This is a genomic window from Tardiphaga robiniae (genome assembly GCF_013359755.1).
In the GTDB taxonomy this organism is placed as follows: domain Bacteria; phylum Pseudomonadota; class Alphaproteobacteria; order Rhizobiales; family Xanthobacteraceae; genus Tardiphaga; species Tardiphaga robiniae.
Genome location: NZ_JABMCJ010000074.1, coordinates 101,622 through 120,538, shown reverse-complemented (window position 1 = coordinate 120,538; position 18,917 = coordinate 101,622). Strand labels below are relative to the sequence as shown.

Sequence of the window (18,917 nt, the reverse complement as noted above, 5' to 3'; positions counted from 1 at the left end):
CCGGTTAAACCCGGCGGTTCTGGAATTGCTCGACGATGTAAGCATGGCGATCGGCCCCCGCTGCCACCAGCAACCCGTGCGTGACTTCCCGGCGATTATAGAGGATGGGATCGCCCGAAAGCTCGGTCATCCTACCATTCGCTTCGTGCACGATCAAATCTGCGGCGGCCAGATCCCAGTCCCGGCTCTGCCCCCCGGCAAAGGCCGCATCCAGCCGGCCATTGGCGATCCAGCACAGCCGCAGCGCCAGCGAGCCGATTCGCGGATAAAGTGTGATGTCCTGCCGGGGATGGACCATCCGCTCGACCAGAGGTTTCGGGCCCGCCACGCGTGAAAAGTCCATTGCGGAACCGGTCGTGGCCCGAACCGGAACGCCGTTGCAGGTGGTGCCCTGCCCACGGATCGCCAGAAAAAATTCATCTGTGGATGGCGCAAATACCGCGGCCATCACCGGCCGTGCGTCCTCGACCAGCGCGACACAGACACACCAGTCCTCGCGACCGGCGAGATAGCTGCGGGTGCCGTCAATCGGGTCGATGATCCAGGTCAGGCGCTTGCCGAGGCGGGATTCGTCATCGGCGCTCTCCTCCGAGAGCCAGCCATAGTCAGGCGTCGCCGCACGAAGCCGCTTCTCGATCAGATCGTTGACGGCGATATCCGCTTCGGAGACGGGGGAGGATTCGCCCTTGGTCCATTTCCTGAGTTCTGTACCGAACATTGCGAGGCCGAGCTCGCCGGCCGCCCGCACCGTGTCCGCCATCAGGGCAACATCGTGCGCGAGCCGTTTGTCGGTGTCGAGATCAGCGTCCGGCAATCGTCAGTCCCTCGACGCGCACGGTCGGCGCGTTGACGCCGTATTTGAAAGTGAGGTCGTTCGCGGGGGTCATCGACTTGAATATCTCGAACAGATGACCCGCGATGGTGATCTCGCTGACGGCGTAGGTCAGCTTGCCGTTCTCGATCCAGAATCCGCCGGCGCCGCGGCTGTAGTCGCCGGTCACGCCATTGACGCCCGAGCCGATCAGATCGGTGACGTAAAAGCCTTCCTTGATATCAGCGATCAGGTCTTCGGGGCTCACGTCGCCCGCTTCCATATGCAGGTTATAGGCGCCGGGCGATGGCGACGACGACACGCCGCGATGCGCGTGGCCGGTCGTGGTCATGCCGAGTTCGCGCGCTGTCGCGCAATCCAGCAGCCAGGTCGTGAGCACGCCGCCATCAATGATGGCCTGCTGCTTCGTCGCAACGCCTTCGGCATCGAAGGACTGCGAACGCAGGCCGCGCACGCGCAGGGGATCGTCGATGATGCGGATATTGCTGCTGAACAGCTGCTTGCCGAGGCTGTCCTTGAGGAACGTGGTCTTGCGCGCGACGGACGCGCCATTGGCGGCACCGATGACATGACCGACCAGCGAGTTCGAGACGCGCGGGTCGTACACCACCGGCACCTTGCAGGTCGGCACCTTGCGCGGATTGGCCCGCGCCACCGTGCGCTCGCCCGCGAGCTTGCCGACGCTGGCCGGCGAGTCCAGATCGGATGCATGCAGCGCGGAGGTGAAGGCGTAGTCGCGCTCCATCTTGGTGCCGTCGCCGACGATCGCGGTCATGGACACGCCCTGGCTCGATCGCAGATAGGAGCCGTGGAAACCGGTCGAGGTGACGAGCACCATGCCGCCGATGCCGGTCGAGGCCGATGCGCCGCCGGACTTGGTCACGCCCTTCACCGCGAGCGCCGCCGCTTCGGCTTCCACTGCGCGGCGTTCGAGCTCTGTGACCGATGGCACGACGGGATCGAGCAGATCGAGATTGGCAAAGTCGCGCGCAAGCAGCACTGGGTCCGCAAGGCCGACATATTGATCATCAGGTGCGACGCGCGCCATCGCGACAGCACGTTCGGCCAGTTGCGCGACATTATCGCCGGACATGTCATTGGTGGAGATCACCGCCTGACGGCGACCGACGAACACGCGCAATCCCATATCGTCGCCTTCCGAACGCTCGGAGGCTTCGACCTTCCCATCACGCACTTCGACGCCATGCGACACGCCGCGCACCGCGACCGCATCCGCGGCATCCGCACCGGCCTTCCTGGCAGCCTCGACGAGACGCTGCGCCAGCGTGGAGAGTACGGACTGATCGAGCAGATCGGAATTGTCGGATTTCGTGGAGACAGACGACGACGCGTTTGGTGAAGAGTTCACGAACAAAATCCCAACATTGAGAGACGATTTCAACAGGTCCGAAGCGGCGATGGCCGCTGTTAGAGATGTGCTTATTTCGCAGGGACTTCAAGCATTTGCCGCGCCGAAAAGGAAAGAATTTCAGGGCTCTCGCAACGGTTCGTCAATCATGCCTGCCAAGCTTCTGTCAATCATGAAGGGCAGTCGGATTCGATTAACCAGCCTTTTTAAGCCGATTCCGAACCGGCTCTGGCAAGGTCTCCCCATCGACCGGGAACATAATTCCGGCGGGGAGATAAAAAGCCGTGAGGCATCAAACAGCGACAGGTGGGGCCCATGCCCCGGGATCGGGCAGCGCATTGCGGCTCGATCCCCATTCACTTCCGGTTCGTTTCGAGGCGCATGATACCCGCGCCGACGGAGCGATCCGCCATATCGAACTGCATCGCACCCGCGTCGTCCTGCATCGTGCCGTCAGCGGCATGCGTATGGCGATCAATGTGCGCGTCAGCGATTTTCTCGGCGTCACCTTGCGCGGTCTCGACGACGGCAAGATGCTGATGCTCGCGCATCGCGATCCTTCACTGTCGATTCCATTGCTGGTCAGTTCGGATCGCGAAGAAATCGACATGGCCTGGCAGATGTGGAGCGAGATCTTCGCGCTTCCGCAATTGCCGGAAGAGAAGACTTACGAACCGTCTCAGCGCCGCCGTCGCCGCAATGCGATTCGCGAACGTCGCCCGAAATTCCTGGTGCGTCGTCGTCCGGGCGCTTTGCTCGGCGAAGCCGGCAGCTACAAGGGTGAACGCGAGATCATCGCGCGACACTAAGAAGACAGGCAGGAGCCTCCTGCCGTCCTACTCTCCCGGCAGTCGCAACACCTTGACCGGATTCATCATCCGGTCGGGATCGAGTGCGAGTTTCACGCGCCGCATCAGATCGAGCTCGACTTCCGACGTGTAGAGCGGAAGCCGGTCGATATGCATGCGGCCGATGCCGTGCTCGGCGCTGATACTGCCGCCACAAGCGACGCTTTCCTGATGCACAATGGTGTTGGCCTCGTGCGCCGCAGCCTCGCGCACCGGCGCATCGCCGATGTCGTAGGGAAACACGACGATCACATGCACATTGCCATCGCCGACATGCCCGCAATGCGCGACCTGCGCATTGGGCAGTTCGCGCTGCAGCCGACGCGTGACGCGGTCGATGAATTCCGGCAGCGCCGAGATCGGCACCGACGTATCGTTCGACACCGTAAAACCCTCGCGCTTGTTGGATTCAGAAATCGTGTGACGCAGGTTCCAGATCCGCTCGGCCTTGGCCTGATCGGTTGCGATCACCGCATCACCGATGAGCCCGTCCTCCATCGCTGCTGCCAGTGCGGTCTCGAGGCTTTCCACGGCATTCCAGTCCGCGGCGCTGTCGGCCAGTTCGAGCAGCACATACCACGGTGCTTCATCCGTCATCGGACTGCCGCTCCCGGAGCCATGGCGCAGCACGATCTGCAATTGGCTCTGCGACATCAGCTCGAACGCCTCGACACGGCCGCCGGTCGTGCGCTGCAGATACTGCAATAGCGCAATCGCCTGGCCGACCTCGTCCATCGACACCATTGCCGTCGCTGACACCATGAGCTTCGGATACAGTTTCAGCACGGCGGCGGTGACGATGCCGAGCGTCCCCTCCGCGCCGACGAACAGCTGTTTCAGGTCGTAGCCGGTATTGTCCTTGCGCAGCGCCCTGAGGCCATTCCAGATCCGACCATCCGCCAGCACCACTTCCAGCCCGAGCACCTGTTCGCGCATATTGCCGTAACGCAGCACACCGGTGCCGCCGGCATTGGTGGAGATCAGTCCGCCGATCTCGCAACTGCCGACGCTGCCGAGCAATACGGGAAACTGGCGGTCATGCTGGTCTGCCAGTGCACGCACATCCGTCAGAATGCAGCCGGCTTCCAGCGTCACCGCATTGTTGAGCGGATCGATATTACGCACGCGGTTGAGCCGCGAGACATTGACGATCAGGCAGTCCAATTCATCCGGTGCGATCGCTCCGCCGGTGAGCCCGGTATTGCCGGCTTGCGGCACGACCGCCACACCGAAGCTGCGGCAGACGCCCATCAGCGCCGCAACTTCCTCCGTACTTCCCGGCAGGGCTACAGCGACAGCAGCCCCGCGATAACGGGCGCGCCAGTCTTGCTGATAGGAATCGGCATCCGCACCAGTACGCACATATTTGCCGCCAATAACTGCGGCCACGGCAGCAAGAAATGCAGCAGGATCGGCTTTCAGAGACGTCAACACGCTATCCTTCCGCAGAGCTACTCAGCCTTCAGACCGGCGGCCTGGATGATCGGCCCCCACTTCACGCCCTCGGCCTTGACCTGCGCCTCGAGCTCGGCGCCGGTCGAGCCCACCGGATCTCCGCTCAGCTCGCGCAGCTGCTTCGCCACGTCCGGATCGGCGACGGCCTTGCGGAACTCCGCGCTCAACCGCTCTGCAAGCGCCGGCGCCATGCCCGGCGGGCCGAACACCGCGTTCCAGGTGTAGGTCTCGTAATCAGGCAGGCCGGACTCGGCAACGGTCGGGATATCAGGGAAGGACGGCGACCGCTTCTTGGTCGTAACGGCCAGCGTGCGGATCGAGCCCGCCTTGATGAACGGCGCCGCGCCGCTGAGCACGTCGAACAGAACCGGGATCTGTCCGCCCATCAGGTCGTTCATCGCCGGCGCGCCGCCGCGATAGGGCACGTGCTCCATCTTCACGCCGGCCTGCACCTTGAACAACTCGCCGGACAGATTTGGTGGCGTTCCCACGCCGGACGACCCGTAACTATATTTGCTCGGGTCGGCCTTGAGCAGCGCGATGAGTTCCTTCACGGTGGTCGCTTGCACCTGCTTGGACACCATCAGCACATTGGGCACCGTGACCAGCATCGAGATCGCCGTGAAATCCTTGACGGGATCGTAAGGCGGCACCTTCGCCATCAGCGGATTGATGGTGTGGGTAGAGATCGTGCCCATCAGCAGCGTCAGCCCGTCGGGCTTCGCGCGCGCGACCCGCGTGGCACCGACCACACCGCCAGCGCCGCCGACATTTTCAATGAGGATCGTTTGCCCTATCTGATCGGAGACCTTCTTGGCGACATGCCGACTGACGATGTCGGTGGCCCCGCCAGCTGCGAAAGGCACGACCAGCGTAATCGGGCTTTTCGGCAGGTCTGCCTGCGCCCAGACACTGGTACCTGGAATCATCATGCTGGACGCCGTAACGGCTGCCGAGCGGCAGAACGTGCGGCGCGTGATCTTGCTCGCCATTGTTTCCCTACCCTTGATGATGTTTTTGTTTCCCACACTGGTTTTCCAGCATTGGGTCTTCCAGCGATCGTCAGAAGGGCGCCGCATCTACTTCGATGGGCGCCCTTCCGTTGGTTCAGAGCGGCGCGTGTCCGAGCGCTGCGCGGAATCGGTTTTTCACATAGACGCCGTCGCGCGGCGGCAGCACGCGCGGCGGGTTTTCCGCTTTCACCTTGATGGTCGCGAGCTTGACGCCGTCGCGCGACGACAGCCGACCGCGCAGATCATCGACTCCAGCCATGTCGCGGATCTCACGCGTCCAACCGAAACCGCAGGCCTGCGCCACGCGATCGAGATTGACGCCGAGCCCGGCGTGGCTGACCTGCATGCCGGTCTCGCCGAAATGCCCGTTGTCGAGGATGGCGATGGTGAGATTGGCAGGTTTGCGCGTGGCAATGGTGGCAAGCCCGCCCATGCCCATCAGCATCTCGCCATCGCCGGTGATGACCAGCACCGAATGGTCGGGCTTCGCCGCCGCCAACCCAAGCCCGACCATGGCGGCGCTGCCCATCGCCGCCCAGAGATAGTAGTTGTTATCGTGGTCGCCGGCAGCCATCACGTCATAAGACGGTGAGCCGAGGCCGGTGACCACGAGCAGATCCTTGCGGCCGGCCAGCAGCTTCTGCACGACCTCGCGGCGATCGAGCGCGCCAGTTTCGTTTACTTGACCCACTGCTTCTCTCCGATCAAACGCTGCCCCAGGAGCAATGCACAGGCTGCATCGCCATTGAATGCCATCGACGCGGCACCATGCAACAGCGGTGCTACATCCTGCGGCTCATCGGCGCGCCAGGTCAGCACGCCCATCAGGTTGAGCGCCTTCTCCGTCGCCTGCCCCATCGGGTTCTGCCACGCATTGAACTCCGCCCAGTCGCCGCGCATGGTCACGACCATCAGCAGAGGAAAGCGCGTGCAGGCCTGCAGAGCCAGCGTGTTGATACAATTTCCGACGCCGCTAGACTGCATCAACAGCGCACCGCGCTCGCCGCCGAGCCAGGCACCCGCGAGATAGCCGATGCCTTCTTCCTCGGTCGTCAGCACCACTGAATTGATCGCATTGTCCTCGTCGGCGAGACGGATCGCCGTGGAATGGCCGGCATCGGGCACATAGACGATGTGCTTGACGTCGGCCTCCTTCAGGATGCGGAACACATCGTGCCGCCAATCCACCTGTGAACCGGGCGTGGGCCCTGCATCTGACATTCCAGTCTCCGTTGCTTGCAGCATAGCGCTGACTCACGCTTAGCCCAAAGCAGACGGCCCGACGCATACCGATTTGCTCGAAGAGATATACCGAGATTTGATCTCTGGCGTTGCAGCACTCGACAGCGTGCGAATGGTGCGACGCAGCTACGTTTTCTCGGGATCGATCATGTGGCCGACCCAAATATTCCGGGCGACGAGATCGGCCGCGATCTCCGTGAATGTATCGCCGACAAAGCGCGCCGCCGCGCTGACCGAGCGGTCTGCCGGATAGGCCAGCACCAATTTGCGCGCCGGCGTGGGATCGACCAGCGGCGCCGCACAGAGCACGCCGCTCTCGACCAGCGCATGGATCGGCGCGAGCGGCAAAGCAGTGGAGCCAACACCGTTGCGCACCAGATCGATCATCGCGCCGAAGGAGTCTGCTTCGACACTGCCACGCAATTGAATGCCAGCCTGCCGCGCGCATTCTTCCATGATCCCGCGCAAGCCATGGCGCAGGCTCGGCAGAACCAGTTCTTCATGGGCCAGCGCCGCGAACGGAACGGGACGGTCCATCCGCAATCCCTTGCTGCCCGCGCTGACGAACAGCAGGTTCTCCATCATCACCGGCACGATGCGCAGTGAACGCAGCGGCTGCGGATCGTAGGACACGGCGAGTTCGAGCTCGCCGCGCTGCAGCCAGTCAAGCAGATGCCCGGTGAAAGCCGATGACAGCCGGATCGAGAGCTGCGGATGCACCTCCTTGATCTTCTTGACCAGGGGAACGGTGACGATCTCGGCCACGGTCGGCGTCGTGCCGATGGAGACGAGCCCCTTGAACGACGCGCTCTCTTCGGATGTGACATTGCGAATAGCGTCAAGCTCGGTCATCACGCGGGTGGCGTGGTTGAGAACTTCGCGGCCGATCTCCGTGATGACCATGCCGCGCCCGTGCCGCTCGAACAGCGCGGCGCCAAGTTCCTTTTCAAGCAATCTGATCTGCCGGCTCAAGGCCGGCTGCGCGATGCGAAGGCGATCGGCGGCCTTGCTCAGGCTTCCCAGTTCGGCCACGTGGATGAGTGTCTTGAGCTGCGCGACGTCCATCTCTGTGGTCCACCAGTGCTTAGGAAGGCGCGATTACGCCGCCCGCATGATGGCATCCACGAGCAATCCTGCAAACAGCAGCAGCCCCGCGTCGCGGTTGGACTTGAACAGCCGCAGGCATAGTGCGGAGTCGCTGATATCGGTGCGTGCGACCTGCCAGACCAGATGCAAGGCGAATGCCGCGAGGCCGAGCCATGCCGGCCAGCGCGCGCCAGCCAGCGCTAGCGCCGCGCCGATCAGCACCACGGCAAGCCCGTAGAACAGCGTCAGCGCGGCCTGCGTGCGTTCCCCAAACAGCAGCGCGGTGGACTTCACGCCGATCAGCGCGTCGTCCTCGGTGTCCTGATGAGCGTAAAGCGTGTCATAGGCGATCACCCAGCAGATCGAACCCGCGTACAAAGCAAGCGCTGTTGCATCGATGCGACCGAACACGACAGCAAAGCCCATCAGCGCGCCCCATGAGAAGGCGAGGCCCAGCACGCTCTGTGGCCAGTAGGTGATGCGCTTCATGAAGGGATAGGCGGCAACGATGCCAAGCGAGGCGATGCCGGTGGCAATGGCGAAAGTGTTAAACTGAAGCAGCACCACAAGACCGATGAGGGCCTGCAGCACCAGAAATGCAAAAGCCTGTTTCGCCGTGACCTGCCCGGCCGGAATCGGCCGCGAGCGTGTGCGCTCCACCTTGGCGTCGAGATCCCTGTCGGTGATGTCGTTCCAGGTGCAGCCGGCGCCGCGCATGACAAAGGCGCCGATAAAGAACAGCGCGATCATCTTGGGCAATTGATGGATATCATGCGCCATGCCGGAGGCGAGCGCCGCCGACCACCAGCACGGCATCAGCAGCAACCATGAGCCGATCGGACGGTCGAAGCGCGACAGCCGCAGATAGGGCCGCGACCACAACGGCGCCGAGCGATCGACCCAGTTGCCGGTCGCATCCGCAACGCGGGCGGCCGCGTCGCTCATTGGAACAGAATGATCTGCCACCCGATCATCGGGTGAGCACGTTGCCGTTCAGCGTATCGAAGGTGGTGCCGCCGCTCTTGCGCGCATTGTTCGCTTCCGGCAGCGATGCCGAGGAGCCCAGCACGTCGCTGAGACGCGGCGCTGCCACCGGGCCGCCACCACCGCCACCCCGTTGCTGCTGCGCGACGCTGCAGACCTTCTGCCGCATGCCTTCGGTGTTCTTGTGGCCGGTCTTCATCTGTTCGCCGACATTGGGCGGGATGCCGCACTTCTGCGCATTCGCCTCGATGTATTTGATCATCTTGACTTCGGTCTGCGAGAAAGAGGTGATCAGCTTGCAGGCCTCGTCCGGCGGCGCGCGACGCTCGCTCGCAGCCTTGATGGCAGCGCCCTTCTTTTCGGCGTCCTGGCGCAGGGGCAGAAAGCCCTTCATGCAATCTTCGCCGCCGGGCGGGCCCGCCTGCTGCTGCGGAGGAGCGCCGAAGCCGCCACCACCAATCGGCGCAGCGCCGTTGGAGGGAAACGCGCTGGGCGCAGCCGCTGCACCATTGACCGGCGGAAATGGCGACGCGCTGGCAGGCGCACCGTTCACCGGCGGGAATGGCGACGAACTCGCAGGCGCAGCCGAGCTGTTGCCCGGCAGCGGCGCGGGAAACGCGCCTTGGGCATAAACTTCGATAGCCTGCATGGCGAACACGGCCATGGACAGCGGCACAATCAAACGACGGATGATCACAGATATTCCTCCGGCAGCTCAGTGCCCCGATTGATCGGGGGCGAAGCCCATCCTGATTCAGGACTTTCTACGATTCCTGCCAAGCCTTAACAACCCACCAAGAGCACGCGGATTCGGGCGGCAGCACGGCGCAAAGCCGCGTTCTCGCATGATAATTCGTCGCAGTTGGGCTAAAGCTCGCCCTCTGAATGGAACATGAACGATGCCGCAAGCCGATTTCCGCAGCCCCCGCCTCTTTGTCGATGCGCCTTTTGCAGCCGACGCAACCATTTCGCTCGATCGCAACCAGAGCAATTACCTCGGCAATGTGCTGCGGCTGGGCTCCGGCGCCTCGGTGCTGGTGTTCAACGGCAAAGACGGCGAATGGCAGGCCGCCATTTCCGGCGGCAAGCGGGCAGACCGCCTGACCCTGCTGACCCAGGTCCGGCCACAGGATACCCTGCCCGACGTGACCTATGTATTCGCCCCACTGAAACATGCACGGCTCGATTACATGGTCCAGAAGGCCATCGAAATGGGCGCGGCGGCACTGCAGCCTGTCATGACGCGCTTTACCCAGGCCAGTCGGGTGAATACTGAGCGGATGCGCGCCAATGCGGTCGAGGCGGCCGAACAATGCGGAATTCTGAGCGTGGCCAGCGTCGCCGAGCCGCTGAACCTGCCCAAATATCTCGACCAGCGAGACGCCAAGCGGCTGCTGATCTTCTGCGACGAAGCCGCCGAAGTGGCCGATCCCGTGGCGGCGCTGACCGGTGCCCGGGAGGCCGCAGCGAACGGAATCGACGTCCTCATCGGCCCAGAAGGCGGTTTTGCCGAGGAAGAGCGGGCTCTTCTGCTGAAACAGGCCAATATTCTCCGGCTGGCGCTGGGACCCCGGATCATGCGCGCCGATACGGCGGCGGTGGCTGCGCTGGCGCTCGTGCAGACTGCCCTTGGTGACTGGAATGGTAACCAAGTAGGCAAATAGCCCGCTGCCATGACCCGACATTAAGGCCACCGGGCGATGGTGGTCGAAACGTCGCAACCGCCATGCTATGGGCTGCGCCAACGACCACTCTGTTGAGATTGCTGGACTTCGAGATGACCAAACCCGCCGCCCCTCGCGCGACCGGATCCGCCGCCTGGGCGGATGCGCTGCTGTTGTCGTTTGCCGAGGCCGGCTACGCCCATGCCGAGCCGGCGATCCTGCAGCCGGCCGATCCGTTCCTCGACATGTCCGGCGAAGACATCCGCAAGAGCCTGTATCTGACGACCGACGCGTCGGGCGAAGAGCTATGCCTGCGGCCGGATCTCACGATCCCCGTGGCGCGCGATTATCTCTCCTCGCCGCAGGCCGGCCAGCCCGCGGGCTTCAGCTATCTCGGCCCGGTGTTCCGCTATCGTCAGGGCACGCCCAGCGAATTCCAGCAAGCCGGCATCGAATCCTTCGGCCGTCAGGATCGCGCCGCCGCCGATGCCGAAATGCTGGCGCTCGGCCTGGAGGCAACGGCCGCCTTTGGCCTCAGCGATATCGAGATTCGCACCGGCGACGTCGCACTTTTCGCGGCGCTGATTGAGGCGCTCGACCTCTATCCGGTGTGGAAGCGCCGGCTGATGAAGGACTTCAACCGCAAGATCAGCCTGACCCACGATCTCGACCGGCTGACCCTCGCGGAGTCGCCGGTCCGCAACGAATACGAAGGCGTACTCGCCGCGCTCGCGGGCTCCGACCGCAAGGCGGCGCTGGCACTGGTCACCGACCTGATGTCGATCGCCGGAGCGACAAATGTCGGCGGCCGTTCGGTGGCAGAAATCGCCGATCGCTTCCTCGAACAATCGACACTCAAGGGCGGCGCACTGCCGCGCGATGCGCTGGTACTGATCAAGCGCTTCCTCGCGATCTCAGGCGATCCCGACGATGCCCTGCAGCAACTGCGCAAGCTCGCCTCCGATGCCAAACTCAACATCACGGCCGCCATCGACGAATTTGAAAGCCGCATCGGCTTCATGGCGGCGCGCGGTATCGATACCACCAAGACGCGTTTCTCGACCTCATTCGGCCGCGGCGTCGACTACTACACCGGCTTCGAATTCGAACTACACCGCAAGGGCAACGGCACCGAGCCGCTGGTCGCCGGCGGCCGGTATGACGGACTGCTGACGCAGCTCGGCTCCGCTACGCCGATCCCTGCGGTCGGCTTCTCGATCTGGATCGAAGCCCTCACTCACAACGCGTCCTCGGCGCTGGTTTCCGGGAGCGCGTCATGACCGCACCATTCGTCCTTGCCGTTCCCTCCAAGGGACGCCTGCAGGAAAACGCCGAAGCCTTCTTCACCCGCGCCGGTCTGACGCTGGCGAAGCCGGGCGGCGTGCGCGATTACCGCGGCACCATTGCCGGCTTCGACAATGTCGAAATCGCCTATCTCTCGGCCAGCGAGATCGCCTCGAACCTGGCGCGCGGCTCCGTGCATCTCGGCATCACCGGCGAAGATCTGCTGCGCGAGAGCATCCCCGACGCCGACAAGAAGGTCGCTTTGATCGAAGGCCTCGGCTTCGGCAGCGCCAATGTGGTGGTCGCGGTGCCGCAGGCCTGGATCGATGTCCGCACCATGGCCGATCTCGATGACGTCACCACCGGCTTCCGCGCGCAGCACAATCGCCGCATGCGCGTCGCCACGAAGTATATCAACCTGACGCGCAACTTCTTCGCGTCCCATGGCGTGGTCGACTATCGCATCGTCGAAAGCGCCGGCGCCACCGAAGGCGCACCGGCCACCGGCACCGCCGAACTGATCGTCGACATCACCACCACCGGCGCGACCCTCGTCGCCAACGGCCTCAAGGTGCTCGATGACGGCGTCATCCTGCGCAGCCAGGCCAATCTCGTCGCCTCGCGCGCCGCCGATTGGTCGGCGCAGTCCTTGGAAACTGCGCGCATCATTCTCGACCACATTGCCGCGCGCGCCCGCGCCAGCAAATACAAGGAAGTGCGCACCCGCTTCGCCGGCTGCAATCAGGCGCTCCTCACCGAGGCCCACAACCGTTTCGGCGTGGTGTCGCCGTTCGGCGGCCCGACCTCGTCGGGCATGATCACCCTGCACTGCCCGCCGGCGCAGCTTTACGCGCTGAGCAGCTTCCTGCGTGCCAACGGCGCAGATACCGTCTCGGTCGCCTCGCTCGACTATGTGATGGATCGCGAGAATCCGCTGTTCGCCAAACTTGAGGCGTTCTTGCGGCAGTAACGCGCAGCGCGGCGTTTCGCCTTGCTGGCGGACGCACCGGCTGATTACCATATGATTCATGAGCGTATTTTGGATATCGGAATCTGATCGATGATGCTGGGCAGCGACGTATCGAGCCTGTCGACCGATGCCGCGACCGCCGCGGCACAAGGCCTGTCGATCGTTGTGCCTGTTTACAACGAGGCGCCCGGCCTTGCTCTGTTTCATGAGCGGCTGGCGACGCTTGCGACGACACTGAAAGAACGCCACGGCCTCGCCTGCGAAGTCGTCTATATCGATGACGGCAGCGCCGATGGCACGCTGGCGGTTGCGCGCAGCCTGCAAGCCACGTCGCTCGACGTTCAGGTCGTGTCACTGTCGCGCAATTTCGGCAAGGAAGCCGCGCTGATGGCAGGGCTCGACCATGTCACCAAGGGCGCGGTTCTGTTCATGGATGGCGACGGCCAACATCCGCCGTCACTGGTCGAACAGCTGGTGCGGCACTGGATCGTCGAAGGTTATGACGTCGTCTATACCGCTAAAGCCCATCGCGACAACGAATCCTTCCTGCGCCGCCAGGCCGTGCGCGGCTTCTATGCGCTGATCAACTGGGGCGCGCGGCAGAAGATCCCGGAAGACGCCGGCGACTTCCGTTTGCTGTCACCGCGCGCCGCAGCGGCGCTGCGGCAGCTGCCGGAGCGCAACCGGTTCTTCAAGGGACTGGCGACCTGGATCGGCTTCCGCCAGCTCCGCGTCGACTACGAGCCGGCGGCGCGCGAACATGGCGTGACATCGTTCAATCCGAAGCAGTTGATCGGCCTGTCGATCGAAGGACTGACCTCGTTCTCGGTGGCGCCTTTGCGTTTCGCCAGCCTGCTCGGTCTGCTGCTCGCCTTCGGCGCGTTCCTGTTCGGTCTGTCGATCCTGTGGGAGACATGGGTCTCCGGCAAGTCTGTCCCGGGCTATCCATCGCTGGTCGTCGGCCTGATGACCCTCGGCGGCGTGCAGCTGATCATGATTGGCGTGCTCGGCGAATATATCGGCAAGATCCTGTCTGAACTGAAGGCGCGGCCGATCTATTTCGTCGCCGAGCACAGCGTGAAGCGCAACACCCCCGATAGTGTGACGCAAACCACCGACCGGACCGCTGCCGAATGACCGGCGCAGCCCTGCGCCGCATCACGCTCTGCGCCGACGATTATGGCATCAGCCCCGGCGTCAATCAGGGCATCCGCGAACTCATTGCGCTTGGACGCCTCAACGCCACCTCCGTGATGGTGGTCGGACCTGCGATTTCGCGCGATGACGTGAGTGCGTTGCAGGACGCCGTCGCCAAGAACCCGAACTGCGAGATCGGGCTACACGCGACGCTGACCGCCCCGTTTCATCCGCTGACGATGCACTACCGGCCGCTGCTCGACGAGCTGTTCCTGCCGCTTGGCAAGATGCTGCGCTTCAGCCTGATGCGGAAGCTGGATCGCGAGGCGATCGAAACCGAGCTGACGACGCAGATCGCGAAGTTTGTGGCCCTGTTCGGGCGCGCCCCCGACTATGTCGACGGGCACCAGCACGTACAGACCTTCCCGCAGGTGCGCGATGCGCTCCTCGCTGCGGTGAGGAAAAATGCGCCGAAGGCTTGGGTCCGGCAATCCGGCCGCGTGCTACCGTTAGGCCAACGCCTCGATAATCCGAAGGCGCTTCTGCTCGACACCCTCAGCGCCACGTTCCGCCGACGTGCGACGCGCGCCGGCGTGACGTTCAATCCGGGATTCTCCGGCGCCTATGACTTCACCAAGCAAGCCGACTTCAGTGCGCTGATGGCCGGTTTCCTCAACGACCTCCCGGATGGCGGACTGGTGATGTGCCACCCGGGTCATGTCGATGAGATCCTGATCGACCTCGACCCGTTCACCGACCAGCGCGAACGCGAATATCAGTATCTGGCAAGCGATGCCTTCGTGCAGTTGCTGGCGGCAAACAACGTCACTCTCGCACGCTAATCCGCGAACTGTCCGCTCGCCTTGATGATCGGCGCCCAGCGGTCGACTTCGCTATCGAGCTGCTTCTTCAATGCCTGCGGCGTCGCCTGATCCTGTGGCACCGGATCGGTGTTGATGTCGTTGAAGCGCTTGATCAGCTCGGGATCGCGCAACGAATCCTGCAGCACCTTCGCCAGTTTCTGCACGATATCGTCAGGAGTTCCCTTTGGCGCGTAGATGCCATGCCAGGCGCCAGCTTCGAAGCCTTTCAGCCCAGCCTCATCGGCCGTGGGGAGATCCGGCATCGACGACAGGCGTGTCTTGGTGGTGATGGCGTAGCTCTTCACCAGCTTGGCTGCGATCGGGCCGGTGGTGTTGGTGGTCTGGTCACAGGTGAGATCGATCTGGCCGGCGATCAGGTCGTTCATGACGGGGCCGTTGCCCTTGTAGGGTACCGACAGGATCTGCTTGTCGATGGCATTCATGAACATCAGGCCGCACAGCTGCGAGGCCGCGCCGAGGCCGGCATTGCCGAAGGTCATCTTGTCGCCGTTGGCCTTGATATAGGTGATCAGCTCGGCGAGCGTGTTCGGCGGCAGGTTCGGCCTGGAGATGATGGTCATCGGCGCATTGGTGACGAGGCCGATCGGCGCGAAGGCGGTCTTGGTGTCGTAAGGCAGTTTGCGATACAGCGTCGCCGCGGTGGAAATGCCGATGTGATGGATCAGGATCGTGTAGCCGTCCGGCTCGGCACGGGCTGCGCGGGCCGCCGCGATGGTGCCGCCGGCGCCTGTGGCGTTTTCGATGATGATGGTCTGGCCGAGGATCTTCGACATGGTCGCAGCGGTGACGCGCGCGACGGTGTCGGTGGCACCGCCGGCCGCGAACGGCACCAGCATGGTGATTGGCCTGTTGGGATAGCCCTGTGCGAAGGCAGCGGAGCTTGCCAGCGTAATCGCAAACGCAAGTGTAGCTGTGACTTTCATGAGATCCTCCCTGAATATTGTTTTGATTATTGAAAGCGAACGCCCCGGTGAGGCCGGGGCGTTCGGAAATCGCGTCAGACGTTCGAACTATGGATCGCCTCCACCACGGCGTCGGTCACTTCTTTCGTTGTAGCCTTGCCACCGACATCCGGTGTGATGATGCCCGCTTCGCAGACCTTCTCCACCGCACGCATCAATCGCGCCGATGCATCCGGCTCGCCAAGATGATCGAGCATCTGCGCGGCGGTCCAGAAGCTGGCCACAGGATTGGCGATGCCCTTGCCGGTGATGTCGAAGGCCGAGCCGTGGATCGGCTCGAACATCGACGGGAAGCGGCGCTCAGGATCGATATTCGCTGTTGGCGCCACGCCGAGGCTACCGGCCAGTGCGCCGGCGAGGTCGGAGAGAATGTCGGCGTGAAGATTGGTGGCCACGATGGTGTCGAGGCTCTGCGGCTTCAGCGTCATACGCACGGTCATGGCGTCGACCAGCATCTTGTCCCAGGTGACGTCAGGGAAGTCCTTCGACACTTCGTCGGCGATCTCGTCCCACATCACCATGCCGTGGCGCTGCGCGTTCGACTTGGTGACGACGGTGAGCAGCTTGCGCGGACGTGACTGCGCGAGCTTGAACGCGTAGCGCATGATCCTGACCACGCCGACCCGGGTGAACACCGAGACTTCGGTACCGACTTCCTCCGGCAGCCCGCGATGCACGCGGCCGCCGCAGCCGGCATATTCGCCTTCGGAATTCTCGCGCACGATCACCCAGTCGAGATCGCCAGTTTCGACACCGCGCAGTGGCGAGGTGATGCCGGGCAGGATCTTGGTCGGGCGCACATTGGCGTATTGGTCGAAGCCCTGGCAGATCGGCAGCCGCAGGCCCCACAGCGTGATGTGATCGGGCACATCGGGCGCCCCCACCGCACCGAAATAGATCGCGTCGAACTTCTTCAGCTTCGGCAGGCCGTCTGCCGGCATCATGACGCCGTGCTTGCGGTAATAGGCCGAGCCCCAGTCGAAGGTCTCGACATTGAAAGTCACGTCGCCGACGCGCTTTTGCAGGGCTTCGAGCACACGGGTGCCGGCGGCGATGACTTCGGGACCGATCCCGTCGGCCGGGATGGCCGCGATGGAATATTCGCGCATGGTGAGGTCTCTGCTGGGTTGAACTGGCTCTCCCTACCCTGCAGGCGAGCTACGCCGGGCTCAATCGCGGTTGTTTATACAAATAAATGATATAATAACTCCCGAGGCGGCCGAAGGGCGCCATCGGGAGGCTTGATGGATCTGCACCAGTTGCGCTGTTTTGTAACCGCGGCGGACGAACTGCATTTCGGCCGCGCGGCGCAGCGACTCGAGATGATGCCGTCCGCACTCGGCCGCTACATCCGCCTCCTCGAGGACGATCTCGGCACACGCCTACTGACGCGCACGACGCGCAGCGTCGCCCTGACCGATGACGGCGTCGAGTTTCTGAAACAGGCGCGCGACCTGCTCGCCCGCGCGGATCAGATCGCGTCGTCCTTCCGCGCACGCGTGCGGGCCCGTGCAGCCACGATCCGGGTCGGCGCAATCGACAGCGCCGCCGCCGGGCTTCTGCCGGCGCTGCTTCACGATCTTCGCGAACGCGCCCCTGACCTTGCCATCAAGCTTGATGAGGACAAGACGATCCGGCTGCTGCCCCGCCTGCTGTCGGGCCGGCTCGATCTCGCTTTCGTCCGACCGCCCGAGAGTGCCGACAAGCGGCTGGAATTCATGTTTCTGTTTCACGAGACAGCCGTCGTGGCTGTCTCCGAGCGCCATCCGCTGGCGTCGCGCACGCATCTGACGATCGCCGATATCGCCGACGAGCCGCTAATCGTGCCGGAGCGACGGTCGCGGCCGCATAGTCACGACCTGACGATGAAGCTGTTTGCGGAATCCGGGCTGCAGGCCAATGTGGTTCAGATCGCCGACGAGAAGCAGACCATCGTCAATCTCGTTGCCGCCGAGATCGGACTGGCGATCGTGCCGCGCTGGACGTCCCGCATGCCCGCGCGCGGCGTTCGCTATGTGCCGCTGGGCATGTCGGCCATGAACCGGCTGCCACTCGCCGCAGCCTGGGTCAGAGGGACCCGCGATCCGGCACGGGATCAGATTCTCGACATGCTGAAGGCCAATCTGGCGCGCTACGCGCAGGAAGCATGACAAGAGGAAGCACGACAAGGCCTGCCGGTCGTTTTGTCGCATAACTAAATTTAATCCCGGCGGCACTTATTGCGACACAAAGCGTCACTACATCTCCAGCGCGCAAAGCAAGCGCGCTTTGAAGACAGAGGACGCCATGACACCGCAAGAACGCCAACTGGTTGATGATCTCTTTGACCGGCTCAGCAAGGTCGAAGGCGCGCCACGCGATCCAGACGCGCTCGACGCCATTGCGCAGGGCCAGCGCCGCGCACCCAATGCGGTCTATGCGCTGGTGCAGACCGTATTGCTGCAGGACGAAGCGCTGAAGCGCGCCCATGAGCGCATCCAGCAACTGGAAGGCAACGGCGCCCCCGAACAGGCTGCTCAGGGCGGTTTCCTCGATTCGATGCGGGACGCCCTGTTCGGTCAGGGTCAGAACCCGAACCAGCCGCGCGGCTCCGTGCCGAGCGTTCGCCCGCCCGAGCCGAGCCGTCCTGCCTGGAACACCGGGCAGGTCATCGGCCAGCCCCAGCCACAGGGTGGCTATGGTCAAGGCGGATACGGCCAGGGTCCGGGACCGGGCCAGTTCGGCCAGCAACAACCGCAAGCCGGTGGTGGCGGTTCGTTCCTGGGTACAGCGGCTGCGGCAGCAGCCGGCGTGGTCGGCGGGTCACTCTTGCTCGGCAGCATCCGTTCGATGATGGGCGGCAGCCATCAGCAAGGTTTCGGTGACGCCGCCAATGCCAGCGAGAGCAAGAGCCCATGGAGCTCCGGTTCGGATTCCTCCGGCGGCAACCTCGGCAATCAGGCCGGCGTCAATGATATCGGTTCGTCCAGCGGCTCCCGCGCCGGATCCTTCGATCAGGCGCAGGCCGATGCCGATCAGGACCAAGATCAAGACCAGGACGACGGCGATTACGACGCCATGGACATGGATTCCGACGACAGCGATTTGGCATAATTGTCGGGCGACGCAGCCTTAACCTCTCCCCGTTTTTTACGGGGAGAGGTCGGCCGGCGAAGCCGGACGGGTGAGGGGCATCGCGCGATATGAG

The 18,917-nt window shown here is 63.6% G+C and carries 19 protein-coding genes; 8 read left to right on the top strand and 11 right to left on the bottom strand.

Features of this window, described 5'->3' with window-relative positions; all coding sequences use genetic code 11:
• Positions 1-4 precede the first annotated feature (4 nt).
• On the bottom strand, positions 5-814 hold the full coding sequence (locus HP556_RS07305; protein ID WP_175366460.1) for a 3'(2'),5'-bisphosphate nucleotidase CysQ: 810 nt from the start codon (positions 812-814) through the stop codon (positions 5-7).
• A complete protein-coding gene (locus HP556_RS07300; RefSeq protein ID WP_175366459.1) occupies positions 801-2,201 on the bottom strand; it encodes a metallopeptidase TldD-related protein in 1,401 nt (466 codons plus the stop codon). Before HP556_RS07300 ends, HP556_RS07305 begins: the two co-directional genes overlap by 14 nt.
• 284 nt (positions 2,202-2,485) lie before the next feature.
• Between HP556_RS07300 and HP556_RS07295 the strand changes: the two genes are divergently transcribed.
• Positions 2,486-3,010 carry a DUF6101 family protein gene (locus HP556_RS07295; protein ID WP_175366458.1) on the top strand — a complete coding sequence of 175 codons (525 nt, stop codon included), beginning with the start codon at positions 2,486-2,488 and terminating at the stop codon, positions 3,008-3,010.
• A gap of 27 nt (positions 3,011-3,037) precedes the next feature.
• Here the strand turns inward: HP556_RS07295 and HP556_RS07290 are convergent, their stop codons facing one another.
• The 7 genes from HP556_RS07290 to HP556_RS07260 all read right to left on the bottom strand — a co-directional run bounded on the left by HP556_RS07290 (position 3,038) and on the right by HP556_RS07260 (position 9,523).
• The gene (locus HP556_RS07290; RefSeq protein ID WP_210269109.1) at positions 3,038-4,480 is read right to left on the bottom strand and encodes an FAD-binding oxidoreductase; all 1,443 of its coding nucleotides are present in this window, start codon (positions 4,478-4,480) and stop codon (positions 3,038-3,040) included.
• 20 nt (positions 4,481-4,500) lie between these two features.
• A complete protein-coding gene (locus tag HP556_RS07285) occupies positions 4,501-5,496 on the bottom strand; it encodes a Bug family tripartite tricarboxylate transporter substrate binding protein (RefSeq protein ID WP_175366457.1) in 996 nt (331 codons plus the stop codon).
• 115 nt (positions 5,497-5,611) lie between these two features.
• Complete coding sequence (locus HP556_RS07280; protein WP_175366456.1) at positions 5,612-6,208, bottom strand: thiamine pyrophosphate-dependent enzyme; 597 nt, start codon at positions 6,206-6,208, stop codon at positions 5,612-5,614.
• Positions 6,196-6,738 carry a thiamine pyrophosphate-binding protein gene (locus HP556_RS07275; protein ID WP_089261903.1) on the bottom strand — a complete coding sequence of 181 codons (543 nt, stop codon included), beginning with the start codon at positions 6,736-6,738 and terminating at the stop codon, positions 6,196-6,198. The genes HP556_RS07280 and HP556_RS07275 overlap by 13 nt, the downstream gene beginning before the upstream one ends.
• Positions 6,739-6,885: 147 nt before the next feature.
• Positions 6,886-7,824, bottom strand: a complete 939-nt coding sequence (locus HP556_RS07270; protein ID WP_175366455.1) for a LysR substrate-binding domain-containing protein — start codon at positions 7,822-7,824, stop codon at positions 6,886-6,888.
• Positions 7,825-7,857: 33 nt separating this feature from the next.
• Complete coding sequence (gene ubiA / locus HP556_RS07265) at positions 7,858-8,790, bottom strand: 4-hydroxybenzoate octaprenyltransferase (RefSeq protein WP_175366454.1); 933 nt, start codon at positions 8,788-8,790, stop codon at positions 7,858-7,860.
• A gap of 25 nt (positions 8,791-8,815) precedes the next feature.
• Complete coding sequence (locus HP556_RS07260; RefSeq protein ID WP_175366479.1) at positions 8,816-9,523, bottom strand: hypothetical protein; 708 nt, start codon at positions 9,521-9,523, stop codon at positions 8,816-8,818.
• Positions 9,524-9,728: 205 nt separating this feature from the next.
• On the opposite strand from HP556_RS07260, the gene HP556_RS07255 reads away from it, so the two are divergent.
• From HP556_RS07255 to HP556_RS07235, 5 genes are all read left to right on the top strand, one after another.
• Positions 9,729-10,493, top strand: coding sequence for a 16S rRNA (uracil(1498)-N(3))-methyltransferase (locus HP556_RS07255; protein WP_175366453.1), 765 nt, complete (start codon positions 9,729-9,731; stop codon positions 10,491-10,493).
• A 113-nt stretch (positions 10,494-10,606) separates the two neighbouring features.
• Entirely contained in the window at positions 10,607-11,773 is a 1,167-nt protein-coding gene (locus HP556_RS07250; RefSeq protein WP_175366452.1) for an ATP phosphoribosyltransferase regulatory subunit, read from the top strand.
• A complete protein-coding gene (gene hisG / locus HP556_RS07245; RefSeq protein WP_120288553.1) occupies positions 11,770-12,747 on the top strand; it encodes an ATP phosphoribosyltransferase in 978 nt (325 codons plus the stop codon). The genes HP556_RS07250 and hisG overlap by 4 nt, the downstream gene beginning before the upstream one ends.
• A 90-nt stretch (positions 12,748-12,837) precedes the next feature.
• Positions 12,838-13,884 (top strand): glycosyltransferase family 2 protein, encoded by a 1,047-nt coding sequence (locus HP556_RS07240; RefSeq protein WP_089261913.1) that lies wholly within the window; start codon positions 12,838-12,840, stop codon positions 13,882-13,884.
• The gene (locus HP556_RS07235; RefSeq protein ID WP_175366451.1) at positions 13,881-14,726 is read left to right on the top strand and encodes a ChbG/HpnK family deacetylase; all 846 of its coding nucleotides are present in this window, start codon (positions 13,881-13,883) and stop codon (positions 14,724-14,726) included. The genes HP556_RS07240 and HP556_RS07235 overlap by 4 nt, the downstream gene beginning before the upstream one ends.
• Here HP556_RS07235 and HP556_RS07230 read toward each other — a convergent pair.
• Both HP556_RS07230 and HP556_RS07225 read right to left on the bottom strand, forming a co-directional pair.
• Positions 14,723-15,691 (bottom strand): tripartite tricarboxylate transporter substrate-binding protein, encoded by a 969-nt coding sequence (locus HP556_RS07230; protein WP_089261917.1) that lies wholly within the window; start codon positions 15,689-15,691, stop codon positions 14,723-14,725. The two genes, HP556_RS07235 and HP556_RS07230, sit on opposite strands and share 4 nt — an antisense overlap.
• A gap of 74 nt (positions 15,692-15,765) precedes the next feature.
• Positions 15,766-16,839 (bottom strand): tartrate dehydrogenase, encoded by a 1,074-nt coding sequence (locus tag HP556_RS07225; protein WP_175366450.1) that lies wholly within the window; start codon positions 16,837-16,839, stop codon positions 15,766-15,768.
• A gap of 135 nt (positions 16,840-16,974) precedes the next feature.
• Here HP556_RS07225 and HP556_RS07220 point away from each other — a divergent pair, with 135 nt between their 5' ends.
• Complete coding sequence (locus tag HP556_RS07220; protein ID WP_175366449.1) at positions 16,975-17,880, top strand: LysR family transcriptional regulator; 906 nt, start codon at positions 16,975-16,977, stop codon at positions 17,878-17,880.
• Positions 17,881-18,016: 136 nt separating this feature from the next.
• Positions 18,017-18,823 (top strand): DUF2076 domain-containing protein, encoded by an 807-nt coding sequence (locus HP556_RS07215; RefSeq protein ID WP_175366448.1) that lies wholly within the window; start codon positions 18,017-18,019, stop codon positions 18,821-18,823.
• Positions 18,824-18,917: the final 94 nt, after the last annotated feature.

Bases quoted from the DNA above. Each gene is read 5' to 3' on its own strand.
- HP556_RS07285 (WP_175366457.1), bottom strand. From the start codon at position 5,496: ATGGCGAGCAAGATCACGCGCCGCACGTTCTGCCGCTCGGCAGCCGTT.
- HP556_RS07275 (WP_089261903.1), bottom strand. From the start codon at position 6,738: ATGTCAGATGCAGGGCCCACGCCCGGTTCACAGGTGGATTGGCGGCAC.
- HP556_RS07270 (WP_175366455.1), bottom strand. From the start codon at position 7,824: ATGGACGTCGCGCAGCTCAAGACACTCATCCACGTGGCCGAACTGGGA.
- ubiA (WP_175366454.1), bottom strand. From the start codon at position 8,790: ATGAGCGACGCGGCCGCCCGCGTTGCGGATGCGACCGGCAACTGGGTC.
- HP556_RS07255 (WP_175366453.1), top strand. From the start codon at position 9,729: ATGCCGCAAGCCGATTTCCGCAGCCCCCGCCTCTTTGTCGATGCGCCT.
- HP556_RS07250 (WP_175366452.1), top strand. From the start codon at position 10,607: ATGACCAAACCCGCCGCCCCTCGCGCGACCGGATCCGCCGCCTGGGCG.
- hisG (WP_120288553.1), top strand. From the start codon at position 11,770: ATGACCGCACCATTCGTCCTTGCCGTTCCCTCCAAGGGACGCCTGCAG.
- HP556_RS07240 (WP_089261913.1), top strand. From the start codon at position 12,838: ATGATGCTGGGCAGCGACGTATCGAGCCTGTCGACCGATGCCGCGACC.
- HP556_RS07235 (WP_175366451.1), top strand. From the start codon at position 13,881: ATGACCGGCGCAGCCCTGCGCCGCATCACGCTCTGCGCCGACGATTAT.
- HP556_RS07230 (WP_089261917.1), bottom strand. From the start codon at position 15,691: ATGAAAGTCACAGCTACACTTGCGTTTGCGATTACGCTGGCAAGCTCC.
- HP556_RS07225 (WP_175366450.1), bottom strand. From the start codon at position 16,839: ATGCGCGAATATTCCATCGCGGCCATCCCGGCCGACGGGATCGGTCCC.
- HP556_RS07220 (WP_175366449.1), top strand. From the start codon at position 16,975: ATGGATCTGCACCAGTTGCGCTGTTTTGTAACCGCGGCGGACGAACTG.
- HP556_RS07215 (WP_175366448.1), top strand. From the start codon at position 18,017: ATGACACCGCAAGAACGCCAACTGGTTGATGATCTCTTTGACCGGCTC.